This window comes from Paenibacillus sp. MCAF9 (assembly GCF_052114265.1).
Lineage (GTDB): Bacteria > Bacillota > Bacilli > Paenibacillales > Paenibacillaceae > Pristimantibacillus.
In genome coordinates, this window is sequence record NZ_JBFREL010000003.1 from 46,089 (window position 1) to 62,867 (window position 16,779).

Sequence of the window (16,779 nt, forward strand, 5' to 3'; positions counted from 1 at the left end):
TTTGTTCGTATGGTACAATAATATTACAAAAAGCGGGGTGATACGGTTGGATTATTCGACAATGTGCCCAAAGTATGAAGCCGCAGCCGACATTTTAGGCAAGAAGTGGACTGGCAGAATTATTCGGGTATTGCTTGGAGGACCAAAAAGGTTCAAAGAGATTAAGGAACAAATTCCCGAAATGAGCGACAAAATGCTAACGGACCGGATGAAAGAGCTTGAAACATTAACGATTATCAAACGTCAAGTTTATCCAGAAATGCCTGTACGTATTGAATATGAGCTAACCGACAAAGGCAGGGAGCTTCAGCCAGTCATTGAGTCCATTCAAACTTGGGGCGAACAATGGATGTAAGATAAAAAACCGCTTAGGCGGTTTTTTTTATTGCCTTCTCTTCTTTTATCTAGAATTGACAAAGGATTATTTATCTACTATCATTGATAATAATAATCAATATCACAATAAACAAATAAAAAACCCCCGATCAGATCGAGGGTTTCCTATAAATCAATTGGACTACATGCCAAGCCATTTCTTGAATAGATGTTTGGTTGTATCTTTATTGATTGCTGCGATTGAAGTCGTAAGCGGAATGCCCTTCGGACATGCGCGAACACAGTTTTGCGAGTTGCCGCAGCCTTCGATGCCGCCATCTGTCATCAGTGCATCCAGACGTTCTTCCTTGTTCATCTCACCTGTTGGATGAGCATTAAACAAACGAACCTGTGAAATTGCAGCAGGACCGATGAAGCTGTTCCGATCATTTACGTTCGGGCACGCTTCAAGGCACACACCGCAAGTCATACATTTGGAAAGCTCGTAAGCCCATTGACGCTTCGTTTCTGCCATCCGCGGCCCAGGACCCAGATCATACGTTCCGTCGATTGGAATCCATGCCTTAACGCGTTTCAAGGCGCCAAACATGCGCTCACGGTTAATAACAAGGTCACGAACTACTGGGAATGTTTTCATTGGTTCAAGACGAATCGGCTGCTCAAGCTTATCGATCAATGCGCTGCATGCTTGACGAGGCTTGCCGTTGATGACCATTGAGCATGCGCCGCATACTTCTTCCAAGCAGTTGGAATCCCAGCATACAGGAGCCGTGCTTGCTCCATCTGCCTTTTTCGGATTACGTTGAATTTCCATCAGGCCGCTAATAACGTTCATATTAGCGCGGTAAGGAATTTCAAACTCTTCCGTATATGGTTGGGACTCAGGAGTATCTTGGCGAGTGATGATAAACTTAACCGATTTTGTAGCTACAGTCGTTTCAGCCATCATTATTCTCCTTTCTTCTTGTCGCTCGAGTAATCACGTTTACGCGGCTTGATCAAGCTTACGTCGATATCCTCGTAAGAAATTTGTGGACCTTCCTTCGTCCATTTCGCAATCGTCGATTTCATGAAATGCTCGTCGTCGCGTTCTTGGAAGTCTGGTTTATAATGAGCGCCGCGGCTTTCGTTGCGCAGCAATGCGCCTAGCGTCATCGCTTCAGAAAGCTCAAGCATGTTCCAAAGCTGACGAGTAAAGGCAACGCCTGCATTGTTCCATTGCGCTGTATCGTTAATGTTGATATTCGCATAACGCTGCTTCAGCTCTTTGATCTTGTGGATCGTTTGCTCCAGCTTGTCATTAAAGCGAACTACCGTCATATTGTTCGTCATCCATTCGCCTAGCTCTTTGTGAATGACATATGCATTTTCAGTACCCTTCATATTTACGATGCTGTTGTACTTGTCCGTTTGACGCTTGTTCTCGCGGTCAAATACGGAGGAAGCTACATCTTCAGCTGATTTCTTCAAGCCTTTGATATACTCAACAGCTTTTGGTCCAGCTACCATACCGCCATAAATAGCGGATAGCAAAGAGTTCGCGCCAAGTCGATTCGCTCCATGGTATTGATATTCGCACTCACCGGCTGCAAACAAGCCAGGAATGTTCGTCATTTGATTGTAGTCAACCCACATGCCGCCCATTGAATAGTGAACTGCAGGGAAGATTTTCATCGGGATTTTCCGTGGATCGTCGCCCATGAATTTCTCATAGATTTCAATGATACCGCCGAGCTTAACATCAAGCTCCTTCGGATCTTTGTGGGACAAATCAAGATAAACCATGTTTTCTTGGTTGATGCCAAGCTTCTGATCTACGCACACGCTGAAAATTTCACGAGTCGCAATATCACGAGGAACAAGGTTTCCGTAAGCTGGGTATTTTTCTTCTAGGAAGTACCAAGGCTTACCGTCTTTGTACGTCCAAATCCGTCCGCCTTCACCACGCGCTGATTCCGACATCAAGCGGAGCTTGTCATCGCCTGGAATAGCTGTTGGGTGAATTTGAATGAACTCGCCGTTCGCGTAGTTAACGCCCTGCTGGTAAACTGCGCTGGCAGCTGTACCGGTGTTGATAACAGAGTTCGTTGTTTTGCCGAAAATAATACCAGGACCGCCTGATGCAAGAATAACTGCATCTGCACGAATCGTGTGAACTTCCATCGAGCGAAGGTCCTGTGCCGAAACACCGCGGCAAATGCCGTCATCGTCAACAACAGCGCCAAGGAATTCCCAGTGCTCGTATTTGTTAACTAGTCCTGCTGCTTCCCAGCGGCGAACTTGCTCATCCAGTGCATAAAGCAGCTGTTGACCTGTCGTTGCGCCTGCAAATGCTGTACGGGAATGCTTTGTGCCGCCGAAGCGACGGAAATCCAGCAAGCCTTCAGAAGTACGGCTGAACATAACGCCCATCCGGTCCATCAAGTGAATAATGCCTGGTGCCGCATCACACATTGCTTTAACTGGCGGTTGGTTGGCGAGGAAATCTCCGCCGTATACGGTATCGTCGAAATGCTCCCATGGAGAATCGCCTTCTCCTTTTGTATTAACAGCGCCATTGATGCCGCCCTGTGCACATACTGAGTGGGAACGTTTGACCGGTACTAGTGAAAACAGATCAACGTGAACGCCAGCTTCTGCTGCTTTGATGGTAGCCATCAAGCCTGCAAGACCGCCGCCTACGATGATAATTTTATTTTTAGCCATAACGTTTCGCTCCTTGTCTACAAACTAACCGATATTCGTAAGTGCCAATGCAGCACTTGCAGCTTCTTTGAATTGATCTCCGCTAAATGCGATAAGCGAAAGAATGAACAATGCTGATACGACTACAAAAACGCCCATGCAAATATATGAAGAGATGCGTTGAGCTTTCGGGCCAATCGTAATGCCCCAGCTGATCAGAAACGCCCAAAGGCCGTTGCTGAAGTGGAAAACAGCTGCTAATACACCAATAACATAAAGTACGAAGTAAGTAGGGTTGCTCGCAATTTGATTCATCGTTGATCCCAGTTCCTCATGGGTGATGTGGCCGAGATAAACTTGAATCCTAGTTTGATATACGTGCCAGAAAACGAATACAAAAGTAATTACCCCAGTTACCCGTTGAGCGGTAAACGCCCAGTTCCGGCCGTACTTAAAACGTCCCGTATTCGTGTTCGATTGGTAAGCGACATACAAGCCGTAAATACCATGAAACAATAGCGGGAGGTAAATGCCGAAAATCTCGAGCAGCGGCAGCACGGGCATGCTGTTAATGAGAGTTACGCCTTTGTCAAAGCCTTCAGGCCCGCGTTCAAACGCCTGGTAGTTAGTCAGACCATGCACGACGATAAATCCGCCGAGTGGAATGATCCCGAGAAGCGAGTGAAGCTTGCGCGAGAAATACGAATTTCCTTTCATGTCATTCCTTCTCCTTTCAAAACTGTGAGTGCTAGCATGCTTTTTCTTAAAATATAAGAATGTATCGGTTTCCCCTTTATACATTGCTTATATTCCAGCGCAAACGAGGTGCTGTGCAGCCAATGGTTGTCATCAGCAGTTTACGCTTGGCAAATCATTCTACATTGTAACCCCAGCATGTATGTCCGTCAACAAAACTCGACACATATTAGCCACACTTCCCATCCTACTCCTTTTAAGCTTATAATGGAATTGCTTATTTTTTATAATTTCTTATAACAAAATGACATAAGGGGTTTCATTCATGAATGAAGAGATGCATGTCTTCACCGTTATTGTGGAACAGTCCAGTATGAACAAGGCTTCCGCCTTGCTAAACCTGTCTCAGCCTGCACTTTCTCGCAAAATTGCCAAGCTTGAGCAGGACCTGGGCTCTCCTTTGTTTCATCGCATCGGAAAGCGGCTGGAGCTTACTCGAATTGGGCAATTGACCTATGAATATGCTTTGGAGCTTCGCCAGCTTCATCGCAAATATTTGCAAACCGTCTCTGAGTTCACCTCGGCTGGACATACGACCCTTACCATTGGCGCAAGCTTGACGACGCTTCAAACGACTTTGCCCGATCTCATTCAAAGCTTAACTTCTACCCATCCGGAGATCGACATTAAAGCGATTACCGGCAAGACGCATGAAATCGTATCGCTCGTGCGAGATCACAAAGCCGATATCGGCATTGTCGCCTCTAGTATTGAGGATTCAACACTGCGGTGCATTCCGCTGTTTGAGGATCATCTATCGCTCGTGGTGCCTCGCAATCAGGTCATTACCGATAAAGGCACGCTGGGTATACAGGATGTGACCGGCATGCCGATGATCTTGTTCTCCAAAGGCACTTGGTACAGGTTGTTGACCGACGAGCTGTTTGACAAATATCATCTTCAGCCGGATGTGCGGATGGAAATTGATTCGTTTGAAGCTATTCTTCGGTTGCTGCATACTTGCCGTGCTGCGACGCTCCTGCCTCAATCGTATATGCGCAATCAACTGCTTGAAGACAATGATCTTACCGTCATTCCCATTCGAGAACTTGAGGATACAAAGCGCACCACCTCGCTCATTCATGCGGATTCGGCCGCCCTCAGCCCGTCCGTTCGTCTTTGGATCAACGAGCTTGCAGCAGGCTTCCCCAGCAAAAAGGACAGCAGCTTTTAAAATAGCTGCTGTCCTTCAGCATTTCCAATATTACACTTCCAAATCCATTTCAACCTAATCTGCTTTTTCTAATAATAAGCCTCTTCCACTACATAAAACAATTAACGGATAACGGATGCTTCGAAGTCTTCTATTTGCTCATTTGTTCCTATTATAACCATGACATCACGAAGTGAAAGGACATCCGTTGCTGTCGGTGCGATGATGATGCCATTTGGCTTATTTATGGCTACGATGCTGCATCCAAATCTAGCTCGCGGATTAAGATCATGCAATGACTTGCCATCCAAGCATTGCGGTACAGCAAGCTCGGCGATCGTATACTCTTTGGAAAGCTCGATATAATCTAATAGATTTGGGGATACAAGCTGATGCGCAACTCGAATACCCATATCGCGCTCAGGATAGACCACGCGGTCGACACCGATTTTCTCAAGTACCCGGCCATGCAGTTCAGTCAAAGCTTTCGCTACAACTTGCTTCACTTCCAAATCCTTAAGCAGTATGGTTGTCAAAATGCTGGATTGAATGTCATCGCCAATCGCGACAACTCCGCAATCAAAGTTTCTTACACCCAAGGAGCGCAGCGCTTCTTCATCCGTACAATCAGCTGATACAGCATAGGTTAGAATACCGCTCATGTCCTGAACGGCTTCCTCATCCTTATCTATTCCAAGCACCTCATGGCCAAGCTGGACGAGTTCGCGCCCTAAGCTCGAACCAAATCTCCCTAAGCCGATGATGACAAATTGTTTCTTTTTAATTCCCACTTGCAAAGTCTCCTATCCAATCGTAATTTTGCCTTCTGGATGCCGATAAAGCTCTTTCTCTGTACGAGGCCCAAGCGCGTATGCGAGCGTCAGGGGTCCAAGTCTTCCGGCAAACATGGTTAATGCAATGACTATTTTCCCAACAATGCTCAGCTCTGGTGTAACACCAACGGATAATCCTACTGTTCCAAATGCTGATGTCGCTTCAAATAATAGCTTTATAAAAGCTTGATCCTCCGTCATCGACAAAATCATCGTTACGATAATGACAAGCGATAAAGAGATCAAAGTAATCGTGAGTGCTTTAAAAATTCTGTCTTTGCCTAATCTGTAACGGAATAGAACGATGTCCTCTCGTCCTCTAATCATTGCAAATACAGCGCCGACCAGCGTTGCAAAAGTTGTTGTTTTGATACCGCCGCCCGTCGAGCCGGGCGAGGCCCCAATAAACATTAATATAATGGTGAAAAACATTGTCGCTTGCCGGATAGCCGTATAATCAAGCGTATTGGCTCCTGCCGTCCGCGGCGTTACTGATTGGAAGAACGAGGACAATATTTTCCCGCCCCAGTCCAGTGAGCCCAATGTCTTCGTATTGGAAAATTCAAAAATAAATATGACGAGCGTCCCTACTGCAATAAGCGTCCCTGTCATCGATAGAACGACCTTGCTGTGCAGCGACAGCTTGCGGTTTTTGCGGAATTCCATCAGATCCGACATAACGACAAAGCCGAGTCCACCCGAAATGATCAGCATCATAGCTGTAATATTAACGACTGGATCAGAAACATATAAGGTCAAGCTGCGATAGTTCCCAAAAATATCAAAACCAGCATTGTTAAACAATGAAACCGCGTGAAAGGCTCCAAAATACATCGCTTTTCCCAGCGGCATATCAAATGCAAACCTCGAAGCAAACAACACAGCGCCAACAAGCTCTATTGTCAATGAATAAACAATTACTCGCCTAATCAAACGCACGATGCCTTCCATGCTCGTCTGGTTCATCGATTCCTGCAGCAAAAGCCGCTCACGCAGCGAAATCCTCTTGCGAAGCACGAGCGCTACCAGCGTTGCCATCGTCATAAATCCGAGTCCTCCAAGCTGGAACAAGCACATTAATATGATTTGACCCCATATAGAGAAATAAGTTCCGGTATCAACGACAACTAACCCAGTTACACAGGTTGCCGAGGTTGCAGTAAACAGTGCATCTATAAAAGGCAATCTCTCGCCGCTTACCGATGCAAAAGGCATGGATAATAATAAGGCACCCAGCAATATAATAAGAGCGAATCCACTTACCAAAATACGCGGAGGTGACCACTTCATAACATTCCAATCAACCTTCATTCATTACCCTTCTTTTTGATTATGTCATATTGTCATTTATTGTTTTTAAGCATAAAAAAAAGCACTGGAAACTCAAGTGCTCGTGCGATGAGTCCTGTTCCAATACGCCTTCGAGGTTAGCTGACGGATTCGGGCCTGGACAGGCAGCCCTATTCAGCGGAAGAAGACGAAGCTTCACCGCTAAAATTCACCCCATGCTATCAAATGTTGAACTGCTTTGCTTTTAAGCTTGTTCATCCATCTGGATAACTTTATGGTTCCCCCGATTTCCTTAGGAAATTCGGCTATGCTATGCAATTAGTATGACGATAACGATTATAATCCCTAAGCACTCCTGATATAAAGGTGACGTTTATGACAAACAGGACGATATTAGCTCAAATTAGGGCAATGGGACGAACCAGCGCATAGCTAGCTTGCTGGACATCGTTATTTCGCATTTTTTTGAAAACAAACGGTCATTTTCATTGGATAATTTAGGGATTCATATGTTAAGGTAATAAAATGAGCTATTTATTATGAAGACAGTTGAGGTGAAACTATGATTGATTCTATTAAACCCAATGAATGGAAACGATTTATATGGGCAGCAGTTGCTTGCTTTATTATTTATGGCGCCGTACAAATCGTTCCAATGATTACAGCCATCTCATCTGGCGAAATGAATACCAAGGTCATTACGAAATCAGCGGCGGCGGATAAGGCGTCTGCATTTGTTGAAAAAGAAACAGGCTTGAAGGTGAAATCGGCTAAAGCCGTACATCAAACCGATAAAATTATGAATGGCTACTTATCTAAATATGAGCTGGTCAAATCATATACGGATAAATACGACCCTAGGTTTCCTACAGATACGTTTCAAGTTGATCTTAAGTTCATAGGCGGCGGCAGCGGATATGTTTATCTGCATATGCACAGCGGGAAAATAGTCGCTTGGAACTTGAAGCTTGAGGGTGAACAGCTGTCAGATTTAGATAAAGTTAAAGAAGCTATCGCCTTTCTAACTGCAGAAAATTTCAGTGGTACTGAATTTATAGGCGGGCAAATATTGCCTAATGGTGATTGGCAGCCCAAGCCTCCGGCAGGTTATTCCATTAAAAATGCTCATCTTAACTTATTGGTTAACTCTCTTGTCGTGAATGACCGTACGATCATTACTAAATATAAACCGGCATTCGTGGCTCCCTCCGATTACATAAACTATGTAGAGAAACAAGATAAAATAGCTGGGTACCTTACATCAATCGGTTATCTGTTCATGAGCTTCGTTTTATTCGTCTTAGCTATTATTTACTCCGTTTTGTATCGAAAGCATACATCCTTTAAATACGGAATCGTATTAACGATCATTTATTTAATTACTTATACGATCATGAATTTAAACGTTCTGGATGGTATTCGGGCTACGCTCGGCGAGACGGATATGGCAGGCGCTACCGTTTCGATCACTGCCATCGTAAGTGTTCTGCTAGCAATTCCAATGGCAGGTTCCATTTATGTATCCATCGTTGCCGGAGATGGCCTCTGGAAGGCGCAGGGCCGCGCTTTATGGCCGCGCTTTGGTCAGAGAGGGTATGGCAATTATGTTTGGCGCAGCGTGGGCTTGTCCTATTTATTCGCGATCATCCTATTCGCAATTCAATCGGTTATCTTTATCGCCTTGAAGCTGTCCATTGGCACTTGGGAAACATCAGATGCCTCGCAATCCCCATACAATATGGGTATTCTTTGGCTGATGCCCGTGCTTGCTTGGGCTGCCGCAATTGGCGAAGAAGCCGTATTCCGCTTCTTCGGTATTGGACTATTTCGCAGGTGGTTTAAAAACACGTTTGCCGCTGCACTGCTGCCTACCTTCTTCTGGGCGCTCGGCCATGTGATGTATCCTTTTTATCCATCCACCACGAGATTGTTTGAGTTGATGATTATCGGGCTATTGTTCAGCTTTATCTTCGTCAGATACGGCTTCATTACAGCCATGTTCACCCACGCCATCTTCAACAGCGTTGCAGTTGGCCTATCCTTGCTCACTATTGGAACAGCACCGAACATAATCTCGGCTATTTTCTTCTCCGTGCTGCCGGTACTGATTGCATTTGTTCTAAAATATTTAAGTCACAAAAAAGAGAAGAAGCCGTCTATGACGACGACTCCTCCCCTAGAGCAGCTATAATTTGCGAAGCTAATTTATCACCAATAGATAGAGGCCGGAAGTCTTCGACTGAGGCCTCTTTTATTTTTTTGATCGAGCCAAAATGCTTGAGCAGCAGCTTGCGTCGTTTCTCGCCAATGCCCGGAATCGAATCGAGCTTCGACTCCACCATGGACTTGGCGCGCTGCTCGCGGTGGAATGTAATCGCAAAGCGATGCACCTCATCTTGAATGCGCTGCAGCAAATAAAACTCCTGGCTGTCCCTTGGCAAAGGAACTATCTCTGCAGGATCTCCAGTCATAAGCTGCGCTGTCTTATGCTTCGCATCCTTCACAAGACCGCAAACTGGGATGTATAATCCAAGCTCATTCTCAAGCACGTCGAGCGCGGCAGATATTTGCCCTTTGCCCCCATCGACTACAATCAGATCCGGCGGAGCTAATTCCTCTTTCACCACACGCTCGTAGCGGCGCCGTATGACCTCGCGCATCGTTTCGTAATCATCTGGACCTTGTACTGTCTTAACCTTGTATTTGCGGTACTCCTTGCGGTCTGGCTTGCCGTCCGTAAAGACAACCATAGCCGAAACTGGATTCGTACCTTGAATATTGGAGTTATCAAATGCCTCGATTCGGCGTACTTCATCCAGTCCTAGCCAGCCTGCAAGCGACTCTGACGCTTTAACGCTTCGTTCCTCATCTCGTTCGATGAGCCTGAATTTCTCGTCCAGCATCACCCTTGCGTTATCGATAGCCATCGTTACGACCTCGCTCTTGCGTCCGCGCTGCGGCATAAGCACCTTAACCTTCAGCCAGCTGTGCAAGGATGCAATGACATCGTCAGCGTGCGTAGCGGCTGCCTCATCAACTGCTGCCACTCCGCCCGCTGATTCCACCGCTTCCAGCTCAGGCGGTATTGGCAGCAGGATTTGCTTTGGCAATGCCGGATTATCGCTATAATACTGCGTAACGAATGTCATGAAATCATCATACTCTTCCCCGTAATAAGGAAAAGTTGTGCCGTGCCGCTCAATAAGCTTCCCTTGGCGCATGTACAATATTTGAACGCACATCCAGCCCTTATCTACTGCAAAACCAAAAATATCACGGTCAAGCGCATCGGACATCGTAATCTTCTGCTTCTCCATGACCGCATCGATTGCAATCAGCTGATCCCGAAGCTCCTTCGCCCGTTCAAATTCGAGCTTCTCGGCTGCTTCCTCCATCTTGCGCTGCAGCTCATTTTTCACGACGTCTTGACCGCCGTTCAGAAACTTTGATATCTCTTGAATCATCCGATCATATTCGCTCTGCTGCACATCAAATTCACACGGTGCAATACATTGTCCTAGATGATAATACAAGCACACCTTATCTGGAAGTGTCTTGCACTTGCGAAGCGGATATAGCCGGTCCAGAAGCTTCTTCGTCTGCTGAGCAGCATACGCGTTCGGGTAAGGGCCAAAGTACTTGCCCTTGTCTTTAATGATACGTCTTGTGACCTCGAGCTTCGGATGTTTCTCGTTCGTAATTTTGATATAGGGGAACGTTTTATCATCCTTTAACAGGACGTTATATCTTGGATGGTATTGTTTAATTAAGTTGCATTCTAAAATGAGTGCTTCCATATTGCTAGAGGTAACAATGAATTCAAAATCACGAATTTCAGATACGAGCCGCTGCGTCTTGCCGTTGTGGCTGCCGTTAAAATAAGAACGTACGCGATTTTTGAGCACTTTTGCCTTGCCTACATAAATGATGACGCCTTCGCTGTTTTTCATGAGGTAACAGCCTGATTGATCCGGGAGCAAAGCTAGTTTGTTCCGTATCGTCTCTTTTGCCTCTGCAAGCTGCTGCTCTGCCTGCTCCCGATCCATTTGCTGATGATCCATGCTCTCGCCTCCGACTGCCAAATGATTCTGTTCATATTTTATCATAACTCGGCTATACTTTGTTTTACAATTGTCACCGGTTCTGGCTTTACAACTGTTTATCTGTTTGAGTATACTAATATAAGTTGAATAAACCGATACTACATAAAGACGACCGTAAATTGGTTGTTACTTACGCAATCGGTCTTTTTCAAGGAGGACGTCAACGATGGAAAACGTAAGAGACCCGCGCGAGCATTTTAACGAAGAGCCTCGCCATGACTTGATGGACGTCGTGTTCGGCTTTGGCGGCATGCTCGGTTTAATGACCGTCATTTTCGCTGTTGCTGTAATCGTGAAATTCATCATTTCATAAGAAAAAGGAGCAGCTTGCTGCTCCTTTTTTTGTTGCCTATCAACGATACGCAGCTGATAAATTAGATATAATTCCGCTATGCCTGTTGTTTTCTCATTAAATAAGGATACAAGAATATAAGTCCGAGTATATAAAGCAATAACGCAAACAATGCAGGTGAAAGATGCAAAAAATCGATATAACCGATGGATAGATGAACACTTAAGCCCGCATAGAAGCCCGGTGCTCCGCCAAGCAGCAGCGTCCACCATATCCAGCGCGATCCCTGCTGGATTCCCCACAGCGCAATAATAAGAATGGCCAGCGCAGCACAGAACAACGCTCCGCCAAATCCTGCTCTATCATGGGCTATCAACGGGATGAGTTTCAAGTTCGCCCCGTTCAGCTCGTTATGAGTCGTATTCAAGTAAACCAAATCCGACTGTACGAACACCTCTGTAATCCCAACGCCTGCAATCGTTAAACCGCCTGCAGCCAGCGCGAAGCCCAAAACAACAAAACAAAATTGTCCATACATCGCCAAACGCCATAATCGATCATTACGAACATTAACCGGCAAGCGATAGGGCTGATCCGGATTTCTGCGCATGGATAGCAGAAACATCGGGAACAAAACCGCAGCAGCTAGCGCATGCAGCGGGTCGAAATAACCGTAGCCAAGAAATAAGAAAAAGCTTAAAAAACCAACAACACCAGAAGTCATCAAAGCTGTTCGAGCCCAGTGCAGACTATGCTTTAATCCATGTCTAGCCAGCTGAACATACAATATGCCGATTGTAATCATCGTTCCGGAAAGCGTAATTCGGTCATGAGACATAAAATGCAGCAGATGATGGTTCACTTGCTTCAGCTCGTCCAACGTCATGTCTATAAAATTCAAGTCATAGGATAGCAGCACCGTAGTCGCAGCAATAATCCAAGACAATATCCCGCCAATAATCATGCCGATTCCAAGCAGGAGCATCCAGCCCCAATGCTTCCAGAATGATGGAGTCACTTGCGCAGGAAGATCTCGCACCTGCTCATAAATGACAGCTTCATTAATCCGTTTTGGCAGACCAGGCCCTGCATAAATCAGTCCGCTGTGAAGTATAACAGCGTTAGCGCCTGCTTTCAGCAAATCTAGCGCATCCTGCGGCTCATGCACGCCCCCGCCCGCTTTGATTAGCAAGTGGGAACAGCATTCCTTTCGCAGCAGCTTTATTTTTGCCAAAGTAAGTCCCTTAGCCTCTTTACCAACGCTTGCGCCACAGCCCTCGTTGTTATCATCGCAAATTGCTTCTCCAATGACTACGCCTCTCCAAACACCCTTTGCTGCGTGGAGCAAGGAGAGTAAGCTGTCATTAGAAAAGTCAGGCGGAACATAAATAAACAAAGGTTTATTAGCATGCGGTTGTTCGGAAGCGTATCCGGCTATTCCTTTCAAAATAGCGAGGGCTTCTTCGAGGCTCCTTGATGAATGCAGGACATCAACATAAAAACCAGCCGCACCTGCTGCATTTAGCAGTACCAGCATGCTTTTAAGTTCGATTAGAGCCTGCTCGCAAGAAGCATGCGGCATTGGAGCAATTCTTGCCAGCTGCGGCAATGAATGTCCGGGCTTTCCCATACGATCAACATACTGCTCTACACCGTCGTTTTCATAATAATCTGGATATCGAATGGTTTCATTTAGGATGTCATTCGTTATAGGCTTATCACTCTTAATTTGCTTGACGGTGATTGGACCATGCTCGATAAAACCGATTCCAAACTGAGCCAGCGCTTTATGCGCCACTCCTTGCGGATCTAGACCGCCTGACAATCCCACGCTTGTAGTTAAGGAAATGCCTGCTAGCTTCTGCTCCAAGTGAGGAGATGGCTCCATATGACCAAGTGTACGAATGACAAAAGTACCGCCTGGGATGCTGCTCAGCGTTCCCATTGCTTTTAGAGTCAGTGTTCTGCTCAGCCTAGAAGGAAGCCTGAATAAAAGAGGTCGAAACAAGGACTGATAAGACCAATCCGGCATTAATATTCTCCTTATGGATACTTTTCTTCCAGTATACAACAAACCCAATGCCTGCGCGGCATTGGGTTTGTTGTATATTTATCGAATCTATTAGGAAGCTACTGCACAATTCTAAGTGCTTCGCCCGTTGATGAATTGTCCCGCTGCTTCGATTGCTGTGAAGATTCGGACGGAACCTGCTGCTTCTGAGAGGGACCATCATAACGTGTTCTTTCCGTCCGGTCGATCTGTACAATTCTTCCATCATGAACAGTGATCGTTACATGCCCATAATTAAGACCCGTTACTTGTTCAGAAATACGCTCCAGCCATTGCGCATCTAACTCTAGCGGTTTTGCCATTTCAAACCCCTCCATTATTGTCATTTATTCAGCTTTCTCCACCGGCTTCTGCGTGCCAGACTTCCATTCTACAATGCTCTTCACGATCATCGTTACGACCGCTAGCATGACGAGCAAAGAAGCAACAGCGAATGAGGCCGAAAATTGATATTCGTTGTACAAAATCTCAATATGCAGCGGCAGCGTATTCGTTTCTCCGCGGATATGGCCGGATACGACAGATACAGCGCCGAACTCGCCCATTGCTCGTGCATTACACAAAATAACGCCATACAATAATCCCCACTTGATGTTTGGCAAAGTAACCTTCCAAAAGATCTGCCAGCCTTTAGCGCCTAAGCTTGCAGCTGCTTCCTCCTCTTGGACACCCTGCGCCTGCATCAACGGAATAAGCTCGCGAGCAACAAATGGGACCGTAACAAACACGGTTGCAAGCACGATTCCAGGAACTGCAAATATAATTTGGATGCCACGCTCGTCGAGCCAAGGACCCAAAAAGCCCTGTGCGCCAAATAACAGCACATAGATCAATCCAGAAATGACTGGCGACACAGCAAACGGCAAATCGATTAACGTAATTAAAATATTTTTACCGCGAAAGCGAAATTTACTGATCGCCCAGGCCGCAGCAATACCAAAGACCGTATTCACAGGAACTGCGATTAATGCAACGATAAGCGTGAGCTTAAGCGCTGACAAAGCATCCGGCTCCGTAATCGAATCAATGTATACGCCTACACCTTTTTTTAAGGCTTCAACAAATACCGATGCCAGCGGCAGCAGGACAACTAATCCTAGAAACAGCATCGCTATTATAATAAGCAGCCATTTGACGGGACCTGATTCTGTAATATGCCTCGGCCGTTTGGAAGCTTCTGCATTCGTGTGTACTGTAATTGCTCCAGCCATTTGTATGAGCTCCCTTCTTAGTCTGATACTGTGCGGCGATTCATTCGCCACTGCAGTAAATTAATGACTAGCAGCATCAGGAAGGATACAACGAGCATTACGAGTGCAATGGCAGTAGCGCCAGCATAATCATATTGCTCCAGCTTCGTCATGATGAGCAGTGGAGTTATTTCTGTTTTCAGCGGCATATTGCCCGATATGAACACGACCGAACCATATTCTCCGATACCTCTTGCAAAGGCTAGAGCAAAACCAGTTAGTAGTGCCGGCAACAGCTCAGGCAAGATGACCTTCCAAAAGGTTCTTAAACGATAGGCTCCGAGCATTACTGCCGCTTCTTCCGTTTCTTTCTCCATATCCTGCAGCACCGGCTGTACCGTACGAACAACAAACGGAAGTCCAATAAATATTAGTGCGATGGTAATTCCGAGCGGGGAGTAAGCAACCTTGACGCCGAGCGGTTCGAGCAATGAGCCAATCCAACCATTCGGTGCATAGATCGCAGTTAAAGCAATGCCAGCCACTGCAGTTGGCAGTGCAAATGGCAGATCCACTAAACTGTCGACGATTTTTTTGCCTGGAAACTGATAACGAACGAGCACCCATGCAATTAATAGGCCAAATACCGCATTAACAAGTCCGGCAAAAAATGCGGTTAGAAAGCTGACTCGATAAGATGCAACGACGCGAGCATTCGTAACCGTGCTCCAGAATTCAGACCAGCTGAGCTCTGCCGTTTTGAAAAAAACGGCAGTCAGCGGAATCAATACAATAATGCTGAGGTAAAACAATGTGAATCCAAGCGACAAACCAAATCCCGGCAGTACGTTACGGGGCTTGGAACCTTTCATGTGAAGTCAGCTCCAATCTTGTTTATGCTTTGCATTATGAGCCTGGTGTGTAAATTTTGTCGAAAATGCCGCCGTCTGCAAAGTGTTTGGTTTGCGCTTCTTTCCAGCCGCCAAAATCTTTATCAATCGTGAGCAATTCTAGAGTTTTGAATTGATCCGCATACTTAGCAGCAACTGTCTCCGAAATTGGACGGTAGTAGTTTTTTGCTGCAATTTCTTGGCCTTCTTCTGTGTAAAGGTATTTCAAGTAAGCTTCCGCTACTTCACGAGTTCCGCGCTCGTCTACCACTTTATCAACTACAGCAACTGGAGGTTCAGCAAGAATACTTAAAGAAGGATATACGATTTCGAATTTGTCTGGACCAAGCTCATTGATCGATAGGAAAGCCTCATTCTCCCAAGCAAGCAGTACATCGCCAATGCCGCGTTCTACAAACGTTGTTGTTGATCCGCGTGCACCGGAATCCAGTACAGGTACATGCTTAAATAATTGTGTAACAAACTCCTGTGCTTTCGCTTCGTCATTTCCATTTTGCTTAAGCGCATAACCCCATGCAGCAAGATAGTTCCAGCGAGCTCCGCCAGATGTTTTAGGATTTGGAGTAATAACTTCAACTTTGTCCTTGATTAGATCGTTCCAATCCTTAATGCCCTTTGGGTTTCCTTTACGAACTAGAAATACGATTGTTGATGTATAAGGAGCGCTGTTGTGCTCAAACTTTGATTGCCAATCCGCATTAATTAGCCCTGGCTCAACGATTGCATCGATGTCATAACCAAGTGCAAGTGTTACAACATCCGCCTTCAAGCCATCAATAACTGCGCGGCCTTGTTTACCAGACCCGCCATGCGATTGTTTAATCGTCACGTCTTGACCTGTTTCCGCTTTCCAATGTTTCGAGAATGCTGCGTTAAATGCTACATAAAGCTCACGAGTAGGATCGTAGGATACATTCAAAAGCTCAACTGGCGGTTTTGGTTTATCCGTAGGTGCGTCTGTTGCAGCTGTATTCGTTGCCTCGTTAGTAGACTTATTCGTTTCTTTGTTTGTTTTGTTGTTGCCGCCTTGACCGCAAGCAGCCAATACAAGCACTAATGCCAATAGAATAACAACGGAACGAACATGAGTAATTTTCTTCATCTTTCCATACACCCCTTTTTTAAATTAACAGGCTTTCAGAAACATTTATGAAGTTTA

The 16,779-nt window shown here is 45.7% G+C and carries 15 protein-coding genes and 1 riboswitch; of the genes, 4 read left to right on the forward strand and 11 right to left on the reverse strand.

The window, feature by feature from the left end; all coding sequences use genetic code 11:
- Positions 1-46 precede the first annotated feature (46 nt).
- The gene (locus AB4Z45_RS05660) at positions 47-355 is read left to right on the forward strand and encodes a winged helix-turn-helix transcriptional regulator (RefSeq protein ID WP_076267582.1); all 309 of its coding nucleotides are present in this window, start codon (positions 47-49) and stop codon (positions 353-355) included.
- Between the two features lie 162 nt (positions 356-517).
- Here the strand turns inward: AB4Z45_RS05660 and sdhB are convergent, their stop codons facing one another.
- From sdhB to AB4Z45_RS05675, 3 genes are read right to left on the reverse strand one after another with little or no spacing between them, the layout of a single operon-like run.
- Positions 518-1,282, reverse strand: coding sequence for a succinate dehydrogenase iron-sulfur subunit (sdhB, locus tag AB4Z45_RS05665; protein WP_441908603.1), 765 nt, complete (start codon positions 1,280-1,282; stop codon positions 518-520).
- A gap of 2 nt (positions 1,283-1,284) precedes the next feature.
- Positions 1,285-3,042 (reverse strand): succinate dehydrogenase flavoprotein subunit, encoded by a 1,758-nt coding sequence (gene sdhA / locus AB4Z45_RS05670; RefSeq protein ID WP_441908276.1) that lies wholly within the window; start codon positions 3,040-3,042, stop codon positions 1,285-1,287.
- Positions 3,043-3,066: 24 nt separating this feature from the next.
- A complete protein-coding gene (locus AB4Z45_RS05675) occupies positions 3,067-3,738 on the reverse strand; it encodes a succinate dehydrogenase cytochrome b558 subunit (RefSeq protein WP_441908277.1) in 672 nt (223 codons plus the stop codon).
- Positions 3,739-4,042: 304 nt separating this feature from the next.
- On the opposite strand from AB4Z45_RS05675, the gene AB4Z45_RS05680 reads away from it, so the two are divergent.
- Positions 4,043-4,951 carry a LysR family transcriptional regulator gene (locus AB4Z45_RS05680; RefSeq protein WP_076267578.1) on the forward strand — a complete coding sequence of 303 codons (909 nt, stop codon included), beginning with the start codon at positions 4,043-4,045 and terminating at the stop codon, positions 4,949-4,951.
- A 101-nt stretch (positions 4,952-5,052) separates the two neighbouring features.
- Here AB4Z45_RS05680 and AB4Z45_RS05685 read toward each other — a convergent pair whose 3' ends face one another.
- Both AB4Z45_RS05685 and AB4Z45_RS05690 read right to left on the reverse strand, forming a co-directional pair.
- On the reverse strand, positions 5,053-5,715 hold the full coding sequence (locus AB4Z45_RS05685) for a potassium channel family protein (protein ID WP_076267751.1): 663 nt from the start codon (positions 5,713-5,715) through the stop codon (positions 5,053-5,055).
- An 18-nt stretch (positions 5,716-5,733) separates the two neighbouring features.
- Positions 5,734-7,074 carry a TrkH family potassium uptake protein gene (locus AB4Z45_RS05690; protein ID WP_441908278.1) on the reverse strand — a complete coding sequence of 447 codons (1,341 nt, stop codon included), beginning with the start codon at positions 7,072-7,074 and terminating at the stop codon, positions 5,734-5,736.
- Between the two features lie 90 nt (positions 7,075-7,164).
- A riboswitch (cyclic di-AMP (ydaO/yuaA leader) is annotated at positions 7,165-7,370 on the reverse strand.
- Between the two features lie 245 nt (positions 7,371-7,615).
- On the opposite strand from AB4Z45_RS05690, the gene AB4Z45_RS05695 reads away from it, so the two are divergent.
- On the forward strand, positions 7,616-9,244 hold the full coding sequence (locus AB4Z45_RS05695) for a CPBP family intramembrane glutamic endopeptidase (protein ID WP_441908279.1): 1,629 nt from the start codon (positions 7,616-7,618) through the stop codon (positions 9,242-9,244).
- Here the strand turns inward: AB4Z45_RS05695 and uvrC are convergent.
- Entirely contained in the window at positions 9,210-11,099 is a 1,890-nt protein-coding gene (uvrC, locus tag AB4Z45_RS05700; RefSeq protein ID WP_441908604.1) for an excinuclease ABC subunit UvrC, read from the reverse strand. The genes AB4Z45_RS05695 and uvrC overlap by 35 nt on opposite strands.
- A 223-nt stretch (positions 11,100-11,322) precedes the next feature.
- On the opposite strand from uvrC, the gene AB4Z45_RS05705 reads away from it, so the two are divergent.
- Positions 11,323-11,469, forward strand: coding sequence for a YqzM family protein (locus tag AB4Z45_RS05705; RefSeq protein ID WP_144376731.1), 147 nt, complete (start codon positions 11,323-11,325; stop codon positions 11,467-11,469).
- 76 nt (positions 11,470-11,545) lie between these two features.
- Here AB4Z45_RS05705 and AB4Z45_RS05710 read toward each other — a convergent pair whose 3' ends face one another.
- The 5 genes from AB4Z45_RS05710 to AB4Z45_RS05730 all read right to left on the reverse strand — a co-directional run bounded on the left by AB4Z45_RS05710 (position 11,546) and on the right by AB4Z45_RS05730 (position 16,722).
- Positions 11,546-13,480, reverse strand: a complete 1,935-nt coding sequence (locus AB4Z45_RS05710; protein WP_441908280.1) for a hypothetical protein — start codon at positions 13,478-13,480, stop codon at positions 11,546-11,548.
- A 98-nt stretch (positions 13,481-13,578) separates the two neighbouring features.
- Positions 13,579-13,821: a YezD family protein gene (locus AB4Z45_RS05715; RefSeq protein ID WP_076267573.1), complete on the reverse strand. Its 243-nt coding sequence runs from the start codon at positions 13,819-13,821 to the stop codon at positions 13,579-13,581.
- 24 nt (positions 13,822-13,845) lie between these two features.
- Positions 13,846-14,730, reverse strand: coding sequence for a sulfate ABC transporter permease subunit CysW (cysW, locus tag AB4Z45_RS05720; RefSeq protein ID WP_441908281.1), 885 nt, complete (start codon positions 14,728-14,730; stop codon positions 13,846-13,848).
- A 17-nt stretch (positions 14,731-14,747) separates the two neighbouring features.
- Positions 14,748-15,581 carry a sulfate ABC transporter permease subunit CysT gene (gene cysT / locus AB4Z45_RS05725; protein WP_076267571.1) on the reverse strand — a complete coding sequence of 278 codons (834 nt, stop codon included), beginning with the start codon at positions 15,579-15,581 and terminating at the stop codon, positions 14,748-14,750.
- 34 nt (positions 15,582-15,615) lie between these two features.
- Positions 15,616-16,722: a sulfate ABC transporter substrate-binding protein gene (locus AB4Z45_RS05730; RefSeq protein WP_441908282.1), complete on the reverse strand. Its 1,107-nt coding sequence runs from the start codon at positions 16,720-16,722 to the stop codon at positions 15,616-15,618.
- Positions 16,723-16,779 lie beyond the last annotated feature (57 nt).